Raw genomic sequence first — 14233 nt, 5'->3', positions numbered from 1 at the left:
TTCTGGGCTGTGTCACGGTTTGTCATCAGCAACCTTCGGGTCGGCCCCGAAGAGTTCCGCGATCAACTACCCGTCACCGGGACGACGATCGACGTCCGCACCGACCCCGACGGCCAGCAGTACTTCTATGCGCGGCTCGACGGCCCCATCAAGCACCGAATCGACACACACTTCGACACCAGCGCCTGCTCGACCGAGCAGCTCGGGGCCGACGCCAACGGACCGTTCCTCTGGGTGACCGACATCGTGATGCGGCCCAGCACACCTGGAGAGCAGCCCCACTACGGCATGCACCGGTTCCCGGTCGACCTCGCCTACGCCATCGACCTGAGCTACCTCGACGACCCAGCCCTGGACATCGGGAAGATCCTGCCCATCGCGACCGCGGAGATCGACGACGTCCCCGACGATGCGCTGGCAGATGCCACCCCGACACCCGCCGACGGCGAAGCTGCCACTGCGCTGGATGTACCGGAACCGGTGAGCACCCCGGCCGCAGACCTCGACACACCAGCAGAGGGCGATACGACCACATCCCCGGCGGCAGGCGACAACGTAGCCGCCACCGGGCTCGACGTAGAACAGCGATTCACCCCGGCGCCCGAGCCCGCCCGCGGCGGTGACAACGCTTCTGCGGCGACCCCGCCGCCGGCCCCAGCAGCCCCGCACGCCCGGCCACCACGGCCGCCGATGCCGGAAGCGCTGACCGACACGTCCCCCATTCCTGTTGTCCAGCAACACCCGCCGCGCACGTATCCCGCACCACCCATACCGCCGGCGCAACTCCATGTCACGACGCCCAGCCGATCCAGGCCCTCGAAAAAGACACTGATGGTCGCCGCGACCGTCCTGACCGGCGCCCTGCTCATCATCTTGGCCGGCTGGAGCGTGCTGACATCAAGCGACAGCAGCGACAGTGACACCAGCGCCGCACCCAGCCCCACAGCATCAGATGTCGACCTGCAACGGGTCAAAGCCGAACTGCCCAAGGGCTATTCAGACGGTGACTGCACACCGACACCCGACACCACACACCCCTCGCTCACCTGCACGCCCAACGCCGACCCCGGTGGACCACAGTCCGCGACCTACGCGATCTATCCCGACAAGCAAGCTCTCCAAGAGGCTTTCACCGCCACCATCGCAACGTTCGACCGCACCATCTGCCCCGGCAACATCCAGTCACCCGGGCCCTGGCGACGTAACTCCGCCCCCACGCAGGTGGCAGGAACACTTTTCTGCGGGACCGACCGCGGCCAAGCCGTCGTCGTATGGACCAGTGAAGCGCAGACGCTGCTCAACGTCACAGCAGGCAACGCACAAGGCCCCTCGCTCGAACAGCTCTACACATGGTGGACCACCCACTCCTGAACACACTGAACGACTGAGCAACTCGACCGCCACCCCTGCCGCGACGCCGCGAGGTCCAAGAGCTGGCAGGCATGTCACACCACAGCACTACACTCAGCATCAACAACACCGCACCACATCCGGCCCGGCACGAGTGCCCGGTCACCCATATCGAGAGGTCCCCTTCGGATATGAGCAATCACTCCCTCGCACACGACATCCACCATCTCCCACACCATGTTCTGGATACCGCGCTGCCCGACCTGCGACCGATGCACTCCAGCTACGAGATCCGCACCGAATTCGTGAGATGGACGCTGCGGCAACCCAATACCTTCCCCTCATGGATGCACGCCTGGAACGCCTGGACGCATGCATCGCCACGTGCGGCCGGAGCGATCACACTGTCGGTCCCGTGCCCGAATGCCACGGCCGCCTGTTCAGCACCAGGCGGGGCATTCCCGCGGCCTGCACCACCTGCTGCGGGCGCCGCCGCACCACCATCCGCAGCAGAGCGCTCTGGCAGGACGAGACCCCGCCGACGGCGACCAGCACGCCTCAATAGACCGCGTTTACCCACCACCCGGCCGGTGCCTGCGGGCCCGGTCACCCACCGCACCACCAAAGGACACCTCATGACCGAACTCAGCGCGCTACTGCAGAGGCCACAGGAAGCGCTCGATCCTGAACTCGCCGCCTACCTCGTCGACTCACCGCTGGGACCGGTGATCAAGCACCCCCTGGTCTTCTCCATCCCACACAGCCCGCAGCTCAACGCCATGGCCAACGCACGGCTGCGCGCCAAGCAAGACGGCTGCCGACAAGCCCTCCAATCCCGGAAGTGGTCGCAGTACCTGTTCCTGCACGAACGGCCCTACCGCGTCAACGCTTTCACCCGCATTGCAGCGCAGATGGCCGCGCGCACCTACTGGACAAGCCTGGCCGAGCTGTGGATCGATGCGGAGAACATCGCCGAAAACGAGCCCCTGTGGACCACATTGCTGCAGGACAGCTCCAGGGTCCGCAGCCGCCACCTCATGATGACCGCCCCAGAACGACGACACCTCGCCCAGCAGCCGGCGTTGATGCGCGTCTACCGGGGGTTCAATAGCGACGAGCGCCAGAAGGGGATGAGCTGGAGCCTCGACGCTGAGGTTGCCCGACGCTTCGCGATGCGGTTCGGGCACGGGCGTCCCCGCGTAGCAGCCGGAACCGTCGAAAAGTCCGCGGTGATCGCCTACCTGAGCGGGCGAGGAGAACACGAAATCATCGTCGCGCCGGCGGCCGTGCGCGACCAGCACGTGACCGACGCGCACCGAAAGCAGAGGCCGAACAAGCTAGGCGGATGACCCCGCGGCCATCGCCAGAAGATGACCCCGGGTCTGCACCACGTCACCAAGAGCCCGGTGCCCGCCGCCGTTGCGCAGCCACCGCTTGGCACCCATGAAATCGCTGCGCGGGGCCATCACATCGGCCCACCACCCCGCATCAGATGCCGATCCGGCAGCATCCAGGCTGTAGCGGCGGCAGTCATCAGCGACGACTTGCCGGTCGTAGTCGGCGTTGTAGGCCAGGACCACCCGGCCCTGGGCAACCTGAGCGAACTGCTCGTACACCTGGACCCACGTCGGCACCTGCGGCGCGCTGACTTCGTGCTCAGTGATCCCGTGAACGGCCTGCGCCGCCGGGGTGATCGCGCACCGCGGATTGACCAACGTGTCCAGCAGTGGCCGACCGGTATGGGCGTCCACCACGGCGATCTCGCAGATCGGCCCACCCATCGACACCGTCTCGGTGTCCACGATGATCGCCCGCCCCGGCGCGAGCACCGAACGGGCAAAACGCGCCGCCGCCTCGCGCGGCGATAGCGCCTCGGCGTCGATCAAGTACTGCTGCCGAAGGCTCAGTGCTGGACCGTCCTGAACCCCACCCAGCGCACCGCTGAGGCCCACAGCGCGAGTCAGCGCAGCCTGGCGGCACTCCAACTGCGCCACCGCCCCCAACGAGCGCTCCAAGGCCGCTCGGGTGTCCCCGCTGCATCGCTGCGGCCCACCGGGCTCATGGCTGGCTTTGCACACGACGATCCTCACTTCACGACTCGGCGGCGGCGAATCGCCTCCCCCTGGTAGTACCGGGCGCCACCGACATTTCCGTCACGCGTCGCGGCCGAGGGTGACGAGAGAATCTGGCATCAGACGACGGAAACAGCGACCCGCGCCGGTACTACCTTCATGAGATGTCCACACCCCGTCGGAGGACCCATGTGCAAAGCAAGTAGCGAACCTGGTGGACCGCAGCGATGCAGCGGCGACACCCGCGCTAAGGCCGCCCGCTCTGCAGACGACGTCGCCGCGCTGGAGGCGAGGCAACACGACCTGACGGCACGGCTGGATGCCGGCGCCAGCGCCGCACCGCCGAGCACGGCCTGGGGCCCGCACATCGGGCCGCCGCCGTTCGCCGATCCGCCCAACGCGCCCGACTTCGACCAGTGGTACGCCGAGAAACTCGCGCAGAACCCCGACTACCGCAGAGAGCACGCCTACGGCCACTTCTACAACCTGGCCGGCGACGTCAGCACAATGCCTGGCTACACAGCGCAGACACCCGCCCAACTGCAGCAAGCAGCGAACGCCGGGCGCGAACAGCGGAGCCCCCGATGGTCCGACTACGCGCCAACACCCACCGAGAGGTACTGGGACAGGAGGGAAGCGGGCCTGGATGCCGACTCAAAGATCGGCACTGATGACCCCAATTCCCCGTTCTGGAAGGCCGCGCAGGAGGCCGAACGACGCAAGGCCGCGAAGGCTCTGTCGGATTCCGGTCAATCTCAGAGGGCTACTCGACGAGTCGGCCGCGTCATCGACAAACTCACCCGGAAAGACGCCTGACAGCGGGGGCGCAGCGTCACCAGGGGTTTGTCGGTGGGTGCCGCTAAACTGGAACCCAACGGAGCCCAACACGCACCGACACAAACCGGCCGGACATGAGTGTCCAGTCCTCGATAACACCGGGAGAGACACCGATGACAGCTGCACAGGCACCCGCCTTCACCGTGATCCTCACTGACGCACAACCGACCCTGTTCAGTATCGACGACGAGGCCTTCACCCGCTGGTGTGACGCCAAGGGTGAGGAGTTGGCCTGCGAGATCCCGACGCGAACCAACCCCCGCGCCGGCGCAGCACTGTCAGACCTATTCCACAACGCCAAGGAAGCCGCAGTGATCCTCGGAGACAACGCCTTCGAACTCGACGTCTACGGCGATGACGACGAAGATGTCAGTGGCTTCTACGCTGTCCTGAAGAACAACGTCGGCAACCAGCGTCTCGTCGGGCTCACCAGCGGATGGACAGAAGTGCCCCGCGTCGAGGATGCCACCGACGCTCGCCTTGGCGCGCGAGAGCACCTGGACGAAATCTGCACCGTTGCCAACGACGTCCTGCGCGCGGTCGCCGCCCGCCCGGACGCGACCGCGACCTCCCACCAACACTTCGGCTACTGGATCAACCGCGCCCGAGGAACCGCCCGCTGCTACCAATGCCAGTACCAATTCACCGGAACCGACACCACCGCCGAAGACTGGCAACCGTCCTAACCCGCTGACCTGTCGGTACCCACGGCTATCCTCAAAAGGGCTGCGGTACAACAACCGCCAGCCAACCAACCGGCCCAGTGCGCGCACTCGGTCACCGACAACCCGCGAAAGGTTGAGTCAATGGGATCAATCAGCTACGCCATTCCACACCGCAGCTCCGCCCGCGCAGAAGTCGCCCAGCACGTCCGCGGCACCCGCGCCGAAGTCATCGCCTCCAACAGTGCACCCGGAGACGGATACGAATGGGGCGGAACGTACTTCGCCGCCCACCGTGAGGAGAGTGGACAGGTATGGGCTTCGATCACCCTGTTCGCTCAATACCGCGGCGATGTGGTGATCAAGATGATGGACGAAACCATGGGCCCAACAGCCCTCGGGGTCGGAGCGACGGTCCTGGCGGCGCTCACCGAACCGGAGGGCGACTACGCCCGCCAGTGGCGCCAAGAAGCCGCCCACTACCAACAGCAGCGCGCCGCGGCGCTGGCAGCTCGCGGCCGATGGATCACCCTGCAGTCGACTGTCACCCTGCGAAGTGGCACCGTGATCGACACGGTCCAGGTCGATAGCCTGCGACTCTGGACAGCGCGGTCGGGCAGGAAGATTCGCCCGAACTGGGATTGGTTCATGTCCACGTGGAGTACGACACCGCACCCCGGCTAACGCTTCGCCGGGAGCAGGCCGGATGTCGGAGCCCCCGACTACCGTGAACGCATATGGCGAAGCGAGTTCGCCACCACCGGCATGGGCGTGAGCGCCCGGTCACCGACCCGAGAAGGGGAAACCCAATGTTGAGCCAGACACCATCGGTGGCCGCGTGCCCCGGTGAAACACCCGAGGAACGTCGCCGACGCTCCATGTCACTGCACTACCGCAAGGCCCACACCCGGGGCGCGAGCCGCGTGCGCTGGGACGCCTACGACCTCGCGGTGCTCTACCTGTCGACTGGGCGACCCGAACTGGTCACCCCCAAGCAAATTCACGCTCAGATCAACGGCGGGCGATGCGCGCTCTCACCCGTGCGAGTGGCGATCCGGGATGCCCGCCGCGACTGCGCCACGGCCGGGGTCGACCATGGCTAGAACCACTGATGAGACCACGTGCACCGTCTGCGCCGTTCGCCTTGTGCGGCGTTGGAACGCCGCCGGCACGGACTTCACCTGGCTCGACGACAGCGGCCGCGGCTGCGGTGGCCAAGGCGGGCCGGCCGGGGTCGACAACATCGAGGACTACCTCGATTGGCTCCGCGACCACGATATGCGCGGCTACTCAGCGTTTCTGGCTCAGGTGACCCTCGGCGCGGGCCTGCTGCCCTGGCAGCACTGGCACCGTCCGATGGACGTGCCCGTGGTGTACGCCCCAGGTGAAGTGCTGCCCTGGTGCTGCGGCGAACCCGCCCAGCTGATCCGCGACGGCTGGATCTGCCGAGAGAACAACCAGCACCGGCCGATGCCGGCGGTCTGACAGCACCTCTCCCGGCATGTCAGACCGTCTCGATACACTGATCACCGGTTGCCGCTCCGATTTGGGTGACCGCCAACGGCAGGGTTCTGAGGGCCCCGTCACCCACCGTAAGGAGACGATGATGAACTGCAGCGCAGACGATCTGAACAATCTTGTGCCTCATAGCGAAACGCCGCGGCGACGTGAGGTCCTGGTATGAGCGGCCCCGGACCGGTGAACGCCGTACGCAACCTCATCGACCAGCACGGCTGGGCGGTCATCGGGGTCTTCCCGACATCAGTCGATGACGGCCCGCCGTTCAGTTACACCGTCGGAATGACCGACCGCGGCTTGCCTGAACTGGCGGTCTACGGGCTGGATCCGCGCTCTGCGGCAGGGGTGCTCAACGCCGTCGCCGGGCATGTCATCACTGCAGGAGAGTTGCCCCGCGGGAAAGCGATCGACGGCCTGCTGGCAGGAGGGTTGCCGCTGGTCGCGATCACGATGGACGACACCAGCGACCTATCGAACGTGCGGGCGCTCTACGGCGCAGTGATGGCAGCGCAACAGATCGTCTGGCCCGACAAGAACGGGTTAATGCCGTGGCAGCAATGGGATCTCGGTGAGGCCCAACCACTCAAGGGGAATCCGCCTCATGAATGAGCGCCAGAGCGAGCCCGTGCTTCTGGGCGGGTACGCCGCCAAGCAGTGCCCGGTGCGCACCCAGCACGACTTCGGGCCCCATCCGATGACGTGGGTGCCAGAGGCGGAGGAACAGGCGCGTCTGGACGCGGGCATCGACTTCGAGGCCGACGTGTTCGCCCGCCTGATCGCGGCGCACCCCGGCACCGTGCACATCGCTGCCGCGCTGCGCCGACAGGACGCCACCGCTGAGACGCTGGCCGCGATGGACGCTGGCGCGCCACTGATTCTGGGGGATGGCTTCCCGACGACCCCGCCGGTGCGCGTAAGGGCAAACCGGACCTGTTGGTGCGGGTGGCCGGCGGCTACCTGCCCGCCGACGTCAAGCATCACCGCACGCTGGAGGCCAAGAAAACCAAGAGCGCGCGGGTATCGCGACTCAGCACGCCAGGAGTGCACCACCTCGAATCCGGGTTCACCGCCGCAACCAGCCACCGGCTGGCAGATGGACTCCAGCTGGCGCACTACACGCGGATGCTGCAGGCCTGCGGGCGCCATCCTGGCCCGCAGTACCCGTGGGCGGCAGTGCTGGGCACCAGTGAACTGCCCGGGCCGGCAGGCGACGAGCTGGTGCTCGTATGGCACGACCTCAACGAGCCGCTGGGCTTCACCTACTCCAGAAGCAGCGGCAAGGCAGCACGCACGCTGATGCAGCGCTACGACCACGAACACCGATTCCGGGTGGTCGTGGCCGCCGCGGCGAATGCCCGTGCTGATCGCCTCGTCACTCCGGTCCGGCAACCGGAGTGCCGCAGCTGCCCCTATGAGCGCACGTGCGCCCGCGAGATGGTCGCCCAAGACGATCCATCCCTGGCGTTGACCGTGGGCAGCCTGGACACCCGTGAGTGGCTGGCGCTGCGCGCGCTGGGCGTCACGACGACGGCTGCTCTGGCCGAGGTCGACCTCGACGACGACCACTTCCTGCAGCGGTACTACGCCGAGACATCGCACCGCGGCCGCGATCACGCGCGCTCCCGTCTACGGGGTGCTGCTCAGCGCGCGGCGATGGTGGAGGCCGGAGTCGCCCTCATCAAAACCGGTCACGGGCCAGTGCAGGTGCCCGCCGCTGACGTCGAGATCGACCTCGACATCGAATGGGACACCGAAGGACACGTCTACCTGTGGGGTGCGCGGGTGCGCACCGCGCGCGACGACGCCACCGCCCAGTTCCATGCCTTTGTCGACTGGGCGGTGAGCGACACCACGGGCGAGCGGGCGCTGGCTCAGCGCTTCCTGCACTGGCTGCAAGAGCTGCGCGACCACGCCGGGACCGCCGGGCAGACCGTCGGGGTGTTTCACTGGTCGGCGGCTGAGCCCTCGCGGCTCAGAAGAATCCTCGGTAGCGATGCCGAGGACCTTCTGAGCCCCGACACCGGAGTGTTCACCGACCTGGAGCGCACGTTCAAGGAGCAGTTCCTCTCGCTTCACGGAAGCAGTATCAAGACGGTCGGACCACTGTTCGGCTTCAGCTGGAGTGCTGAGGATGCCGGCGGAGCCCTGTCGCAGAGACAACTCGAGCACGCCCGCCCGGGCCGGCCGAACAACGACGAACCCCGGCAGTGGCTGCTGAGCTACAACGCCGACGACACCGCGGCACTGGCCGCCATCAGAGACGGGATGCGCCAGTGGGAGGTCGCCGCCGGCGCGAACCCGGCCTGAGGGGCGCAACGGCCACCGAGAATCGTGTCGATGTCAGACGACCGCGATACGATAAGCACTGTCAAACAACGGGTTTGGCGCATACGGCCGGGTGTGAGCATCCGGTCACAGATTCCGATGGCAGGAGCAACACGTGGCTAACTACTATGGCAAAGGGCGCACCAACACCTTCCTGGTGAACGACGTGCAGGCCCTCAAAGCGGCGCTGGAGGGCAGCGAGTTCGCCGTGCGTGAGCGACCCGAACGGGGACTCGGGGCGGTGTTCCTCACCGCCTCCGACAGCGACGGTGCGGGTTGCTGGGGCCAGCTCGTCAACGTCGACGGACAGGACGATCCCGAGGAGTTATTCGTTCCCGACATCATCGCGGCGCACCTGCAGGACGGCCAGGTGGCGGTGTTCGTACACGCCGGAGCTGAGAAGCTGTGCTACATCAGCGCCTACAGCATCGCCGTGCACTCCAGCGGGCAACAGGTGCGCATCGACATCAATGACGTCTACCGGATGGCGGCGCAGGCATTCCACCTCAGCGCCGACGAAATCGACTCAGCCACCGACTAACCCGCGCACGACGCGGCGCGGGCGTGTCGGTGCCCCCGATAGAGTGCGTCACGAACCACCCCAACGGCCGCGGCTTGTGAGCCCGGTCCACAACCGCCTCCGAAGGAGACTCACCATGATCACCAAGACCGCGCATGTTTTCCCGCAGACTGGCACCGACGACACGACCGCCCGGCCAGATGCCACATCCGCCGATGTGGGGCAGGCGCTGCGCATCGGCGTCGATGGCAGCATCGACACCATCGATCTCACCCGCGCCCAGGACGGTTCCTACGGCACGGCGATCTGCGAGGCGATCGGCTGCCGGCGCTACACCATCACCGATGTCGACGCGCAGACCGACATGTGGATCGACGACGAGGGCATGCCCGACCTGGGCGACGTAGAGATGGTCACCGCCACCCTCAACCCGCTGGCGACGCTGCTTTTGGCCGAGCACCGTGAGATCTATCAGCCCTACTTCGGTGTGGCCCTGTTCACCGGCCGTGATGGGGAGCGCACCACCGGGCTGGACGCCGCGCACGTGATGCGCCTGCGCACCGCGGCCGAGGCGATCGCGTCGCGGCCGGCGCACCTTGAGGCGTTCCGCCAGCGGGTCATCGCCGCGGTGACCAGGCGGGCGTGACAAGGGCCTGGAAGGGGTCCACCGCCACCAGCTGGCGGCGGACCTCCTCCGGCGCACCTTCAGAAGCCCAGGAGGGTCAGTCCCCGGGCAGCGGTCCGGATCGACGGCGATCCAGCACCGTCTGATCTGACGGCGGATAGGGGTCGACCACGGGGACGATCTCGACCGGCCCGGTGAGGCGGGCGCTGCGGCGCCGCGGCGGCCTGAGCGCCCGCAGCGCCTCCACATCCGGGCGATCCCCGGCATAGCCGGTGCCGTCACGCGTCACGAGCACCTCGACGTCGATGACGGCGCACCCGGTGTTGGTGCAGCGCAGGCGAAGCCGTCCCCCGTCGCGTGCAGGGTCGGTGGGGGCGGGCACGCAACTGACTTCCCCGCAGAACAGGCAGGGCATCCGCTGCCCCGACACCCGCGCGTGGGGTGAGGTGCCCGCCGCCCAGTCGGCTCCAGGGCCGAAGGTCCACTGCGGCCGGTCCGTCACGGGCAGGAACTGTGCCAGGATGCGCACGTCGGAGCGCTGCGTCGTCGCGGTGACACCGTCGTCAACGATCACGATCTCGGTTTCGCGGGCATCGCAATCGGTGTGGTCGCAGTACATCTGCACGCGTCCCTGGTCCACCCGAAGGTCTCCGAACGAGACGATGCTGGTGGTCTTTCCGCACAGGTAGCAGCGGGTCGGGGTTTCGGCGGGCAGGGTGCGGATCCACGGGTTCTGGCCGTGACTCCACGACCGCGCCGGTGCCGGCGGCCGTGCGTGATCGACTGCGGCCAATGCCGCGGGGAAAGGAACGCCGGGGTTGGCGCGCTGGAACGCGCGGGCGGCCTTCTTGAGGGATGAGTTCTTCGTCATCAGATAATCCGTTCACCTGGTTAGACCGGCGAAGCCCCGCACGTCAACGCCTACCAACAGTGATCGGTGTATCGCAGATCCAGAGGACCTTGCCCTTACTGTCGCTGCGCGGTGCGGGCGCCTGAACGACTCGGGGTCAGCCATGCGAAACGGCTCTGCACCCCACTATAGCCGCCCAGCATCGCCCAGGCATTGCTGTCGGAAGCGGGGCACCGCGCCGGGGCGGGTTACGCGCCGCGTTGGGTCTGTTGCTCGGCGACCAGGCGGGTGCGCTGGCCCCATTCATAGCGCAAGGCGTACATCAAGGTGTGCCACATCGGCATTGTGATGACACGTTGTGCCTCAGGGCCTTTCAGCGTCTTCCCGAACGATGGTGCGCGCTTGGTCCACTCCCAGGCGGCGCTGCGGGTGACATCGTCGGCGATCCAGTAGAGCAGCTCGTCGGGGTCGTCGGTCTCGCGCAGGACGTAGCCCTGCCAGATGTCCTTGGTGAAGTACCGGTAGCGGTGACGGCTCACGCTGTAGGCGGGCCCACCCTGCCTGTTCTCTTTGCCGGCCTTGACGCACTTGGGCTCCTGGATCTGGGAGATCGGCCATCCCGCCAGTGCGGCGATCTGGGCCCGCAACGCCGCCACCTCCCGCACGAGGTGAGCCTCGTCGAGCGGGCCCCGCGGGGCCGGGTCCGGAGCCGGGACAGCCCGTGGGCGATCGCGCTGAGCAGCGTGAGCGGTCGGCGGGGTGCGAGGGGGTGGCGGTGCGCCGCGGTTGTCGTCGGCGACCTCTCGGGGGTCGTGGGCAGGTTCCTCGGGCAGGTCGTCGACCAGGGCGACGCCCCACGCCGCGGTGTTGGCGGGGAGCAGCTCGGCGCTGTCGCCGGCGGGCTCCAGGACCGCGGTCAAGTTCATCGCGAAGTTCTTCATGCTGGGGTACGGCGGTTCGTCGGGGCGGCGCGGCGACAGGATGACCTCGGTGACCCAGAGGAACGGTCCGTGTGCGTCTCGGCCGAACCGCTCGGTGGCGATGCGACTCCCGTCGAAGGTGGCGTCGTAGTAGAAACGGAGCGGCCTCTGAAGGACGGCGTGGAAGGCCGGCGCACCGTGTGCGTCGGCCAGCATGTTCACCGTGTACCCCGCGGCCGGCAACTGTTCGGCCAATGCCGGGTCGCCCGACTGCACGGCGGTGATGACGAAACTGGACACGCAGTGAACCTACCGCCGCGACCACGCTCAAACGCCCCCCGTCGTCCCCGAATTTCTGCTGGTCAAGACTCTGTCCCGCCTACCGCTGTCCACCGTGAATCTCGTGACCGGCGGGGGTCTGTCATAGCGGTAACGTCGACCGGCATGGGTGAGGTCATCGAGTTCGGTCGGGGCGGCACCGGCCCGGACTACGCCGACGCGAAGTTCAGCATCAAAGACGTCGCCGAAGCCAGCGGACTGCCGCAGCCGGCGATCGCCCAACTGATCTCTCGCACGTGGACTGCCGCGGGTTGGATGTACACCGCCGCCCAGTTGCAGGAGGCCGTCGACTACGCAAGCCGCCACCGGATGGCCCAGGACGTCTCCAGCGCCGCGGCCGACGGCACCGGCCAGCGTCCCGCGGATCCCGACGCCATGACCGTTGCCGCCCGCATCGCAGACGCACGATCGAAACATCCGAGCGCGGACCTGACCAACCGCGACCCCCGAGAGGGTTGAGCGCCGGGTTGCCCGGTCTCTATCGGGGGGCGTAGTAGCCGTTGGACAGCAGCGGGGCGCCGTCCTCGGCCATGAAGGCCCGCCGCAGATCCGCCGCGCTGAAACCCAGCAGATGCGACAGCGGCACCAGGGTGAGCAGGGCGAAAGCCGGATCGGGTGCGGTGGCTATAGCGCCGCGGGAGTGGTGCACCAGCACCTGGGACTCCTCAGCGCCGGCACCGAGGGTGTAGCCGGGGGCGAGGTCGCTGTGCGCCCAGGGGAGCTGGAGGTAGGGCAGGGCCAGGTCCTCGCGGATGTCATCGCCGAACAGGCTATACAGATGGTGCTCAACGACTTTGGGTGAGGCGATGAGCAAGACGATGTGCTCGTCAGGGTCGGTGTCTGGCTCCGTCCGAGCGAGCACCACCCCTTGATTGCCATGTGGGCGTAGGTGATAGCGGGTATTGGCGCCGTTGAGCGGGCGTAACTCGATGGCGTCCGCGTCGTCGTCGAGGGTGGTGTAGCCGGCGGCTTGTGCCCAGGCGCGAAGATCGGGACTCAGCGACGTCGAGGCCATGGGGTGCAGGGTAACCGTGGCGGCGGCCCCAGCCGGGCGAGGGCGAGCAGCTTGGATGCGGCGGGGGGAGCGGCGCATGTGTTCGACGATGTCCGGGAAAACGTAGGACTGCGGGTGGTCGAAATGTCGGTGGGTGGGATTAGGGTCGCAATCATGAACAACCGCGTACACGAAACCCGGCCGGATCCCGGTCCGGGCTACCGGTGGGCTACGCGTCGCGAACACGTCGTTGATGCACTCCTAGGCTTGTGGGACCTGCTGCTCGCATGCGCGGCCGGTGCGATTGCCGGCACCGTGACTCTCGCAGCGTTCGCCTGGGTGATCCCTGGCGTGTTTGCGACGTCGAGCCGCGCCGCATCTGAACTGACTGGCGGCGACAATGGTTCTGCGCCATCGGGTGTGGCGCTCGCTGTCGAGGGCATCACGCCCTGGGTCGGTCTCGCCGTAGGACTCATCGTCGCAGTACAAGTAACGCGGACCGTGGCGCGGCGGCAGCCGCTGCGCGGTGGACCGCTGCGGCCGGATCCCGCGAGAGACCAGTAACGCTTCCTTGGCGCACTCGGCTGCTTAGCGCCGGGCGTCTGGACATCCGACGTGACCGGCAAGGCGTTGTCCGCAGCGTGCTCCGGCGCTCTTTAGATCATCACGATTCGGCCACCGTGGACGTACTCGACACGTGTGGGCCCGACCTGGGTGACCGGCTGCGTCGGGTAGGTGTGGCCGTGGATGAGCAGTGCCGGCTGGGCACGCCGTAGCCAGTCGTTGAGGGCCTCGATTCCGATGTGCGCTGGGTCTTCGTGGTCGTTTATGCCACGGGGCGGGCAGTGGGTGACCAGGACATCGGCGGCCGGCAGCTCGGCGACGAGACCGTGGTACTCCTCTTGGGTGTAGAGCGCCGCGGCGGTGTCGCGTTTGTAGCGCACGCACCCCTCAAGGCCGGTGAAGGAAACACCGTCGATGTCGACCGTGGACAGGTGCAGGTTGTGCATCCCGAGAGCATCCAGATAGTCGCGCCTGCAATGGTTTCCGTAAACACCCATCGTCGGCACCCCGGCGCGATCGATGCCGGTGAGCTTGTAGCGGTTCAGGTCACCGGCGGTGATGACGACATCGATGCTGTAGGTGCCAACAAAGTCCGGGATCGGCATGCCCAGCTGCGGCGAGGCGTCGGCAATGACCAGAGCCCGCATACGTTCCCGG

General features: G+C 67.2%; 18 protein-coding genes. 12 read left to right on the top strand and 6 right to left on the bottom strand.

What is annotated here, in order from left to right; genetic code table 11:
* The first annotated feature begins 9 nt into the window (after positions 1 to 9).
* A complete protein-coding gene (locus BVC93_RS30870; protein WP_083741528.1) occupies positions 10 to 1371 on the top strand; it encodes a hypothetical protein in 1362 nt (453 codons plus the stop codon).
* 378 nt (positions 1372 to 1749) lie between these two features.
* Here BVC93_RS30870 and BVC93_RS33335 read toward each other — a convergent pair whose 3' ends face one another.
* Entirely contained in the window at positions 1750 to 1905 is a 156-nt protein-coding gene (locus BVC93_RS33335) for a hypothetical protein (protein ID WP_157517325.1), read from the bottom strand.
* Positions 1906 to 1985: 80 nt separating this feature from the next.
* Between BVC93_RS33335 and BVC93_RS30865 the strand changes: the two genes are divergently transcribed.
* A complete protein-coding gene (locus BVC93_RS30865) occupies positions 1986 to 2699 on the top strand; it encodes a hypothetical protein (protein WP_157517324.1) in 714 nt (237 codons plus the stop codon).
* Here BVC93_RS30865 and BVC93_RS30860 read toward each other — a convergent pair.
* Positions 2688 to 3428 (bottom strand): 3'-5' exonuclease, encoded by a 741-nt coding sequence (locus BVC93_RS30860; RefSeq protein WP_157517323.1) that lies wholly within the window; start codon positions 3426 to 3428, stop codon positions 2688 to 2690. The genes BVC93_RS30865 and BVC93_RS30860 overlap by 12 nt on opposite strands.
* Before the next feature lie 183 nt (positions 3429 to 3611).
* On the opposite strand from BVC93_RS30860, the gene BVC93_RS30855 reads away from it, so the two are divergent.
* From BVC93_RS30855 to BVC93_RS30815, 9 genes are all read left to right on the top strand, one after another.
* On the top strand, positions 3612 to 4238 hold the full coding sequence (locus tag BVC93_RS30855) for a hypothetical protein (protein ID WP_083741525.1): 627 nt from the start codon (positions 3612 to 3614) through the stop codon (positions 4236 to 4238).
* A gap of 134 nt (positions 4239 to 4372) precedes the next feature.
* Positions 4373 to 4945: a hypothetical protein gene (locus BVC93_RS30850; RefSeq protein WP_083741524.1), complete on the top strand. Its 573-nt coding sequence runs from the start codon at positions 4373 to 4375 to the stop codon at positions 4943 to 4945.
* Positions 4946 to 5065: 120 nt separating this feature from the next.
* Positions 5066 to 5605 (top strand): DUF6927 domain-containing protein, encoded by a 540-nt coding sequence (locus BVC93_RS30845; protein ID WP_083741523.1) that lies wholly within the window; start codon positions 5066 to 5068, stop codon positions 5603 to 5605.
* A 125-nt stretch (positions 5606 to 5730) separates the two neighbouring features.
* Positions 5731 to 6024: a hypothetical protein gene (locus BVC93_RS30840; protein ID WP_157517322.1), complete on the top strand. Its 294-nt coding sequence runs from the start codon at positions 5731 to 5733 to the stop codon at positions 6022 to 6024.
* A complete protein-coding gene (locus tag BVC93_RS30835; protein WP_157517321.1) occupies positions 6017 to 6406 on the top strand; it encodes a hypothetical protein in 390 nt (129 codons plus the stop codon). Before BVC93_RS30840 ends, BVC93_RS30835 begins: the two co-directional genes overlap by 8 nt.
* 195 nt (positions 6407 to 6601) lie before the next feature.
* The gene (locus BVC93_RS30830) at positions 6602 to 7048 is read left to right on the top strand and encodes a DUF4262 domain-containing protein (RefSeq protein ID WP_083741520.1); all 447 of its coding nucleotides are present in this window, start codon (positions 6602 to 6604) and stop codon (positions 7046 to 7048) included.
* A 327-nt stretch (positions 7049 to 7375) separates the two neighbouring features.
* On the top strand, positions 7376 to 8746 hold the full coding sequence (locus BVC93_RS30825; protein ID WP_157517320.1) for a ribonuclease H-like domain-containing protein: 1371 nt from the start codon (positions 7376 to 7378) through the stop codon (positions 8744 to 8746).
* 133 nt (positions 8747 to 8879) lie between these two features.
* Positions 8880 to 9305 carry a hypothetical protein gene (locus BVC93_RS30820; RefSeq protein ID WP_083741518.1) on the top strand — a complete coding sequence of 142 codons (426 nt, stop codon included), beginning with the start codon at positions 8880 to 8882 and terminating at the stop codon, positions 9303 to 9305.
* A 115-nt stretch (positions 9306 to 9420) separates the two neighbouring features.
* Positions 9421 to 9930: a DUF3846 domain-containing protein gene (locus BVC93_RS30815; RefSeq protein ID WP_083741517.1), complete on the top strand. Its 510-nt coding sequence runs from the start codon at positions 9421 to 9423 to the stop codon at positions 9928 to 9930.
* Positions 9931 to 10006: 76 nt separating this feature from the next.
* On the opposite strand, the gene BVC93_RS30810 is transcribed toward BVC93_RS30815, so the two are convergent.
* The gene (locus tag BVC93_RS30810) at positions 10007 to 10780 is read right to left on the bottom strand and encodes a hypothetical protein (protein ID WP_083741516.1); all 774 of its coding nucleotides are present in this window, start codon (positions 10778 to 10780) and stop codon (positions 10007 to 10009) included.
* A gap of 227 nt (positions 10781 to 11007) precedes the next feature.
* Positions 11008 to 11979 carry a hypothetical protein gene (locus BVC93_RS30805; RefSeq protein ID WP_083741515.1) on the bottom strand — a complete coding sequence of 324 codons (972 nt, stop codon included), beginning with the start codon at positions 11977 to 11979 and terminating at the stop codon, positions 11008 to 11010.
* 144 nt (positions 11980 to 12123) lie between these two features.
* Between BVC93_RS30805 and BVC93_RS34290 the strand changes: the two genes are divergently transcribed.
* Positions 12124 to 12477 (top strand): hypothetical protein, encoded by a 354-nt coding sequence (locus BVC93_RS34290; RefSeq protein WP_236950535.1) that lies wholly within the window; start codon positions 12124 to 12126, stop codon positions 12475 to 12477.
* A gap of 19 nt (positions 12478 to 12496) precedes the next feature.
* Here the strand turns inward: BVC93_RS34290 and BVC93_RS30795 are convergent, their stop codons facing one another.
* Both BVC93_RS30795 and BVC93_RS30785 read right to left on the bottom strand, forming a co-directional pair.
* Complete coding sequence (locus BVC93_RS30795; RefSeq protein ID WP_192860449.1) at positions 12497 to 13033, bottom strand: Imm61 family immunity protein; 537 nt, start codon at positions 13031 to 13033, stop codon at positions 12497 to 12499.
* 635 nt (positions 13034 to 13668) lie between these two features.
* Positions 13669 to 14223, bottom strand: coding sequence for a metallophosphoesterase family protein (locus BVC93_RS30785; RefSeq protein WP_083741512.1), 555 nt, complete (start codon positions 14221 to 14223; stop codon positions 13669 to 13671).
* Positions 14224 to 14233: the final 10 nt, after the last annotated feature.

The sequence above is a fragment of the Mycobacterium sp. MS1601 genome (genome assembly GCF_001984215.1).
Lineage (GTDB): Bacteria > Actinomycetota > Actinomycetes > Mycobacteriales > Mycobacteriaceae > Mycobacterium.
The sequence above is the reverse complement of the archived record's forward strand: the minus strand, read 5'-3'. Positions and strand labels throughout refer to the sequence as shown.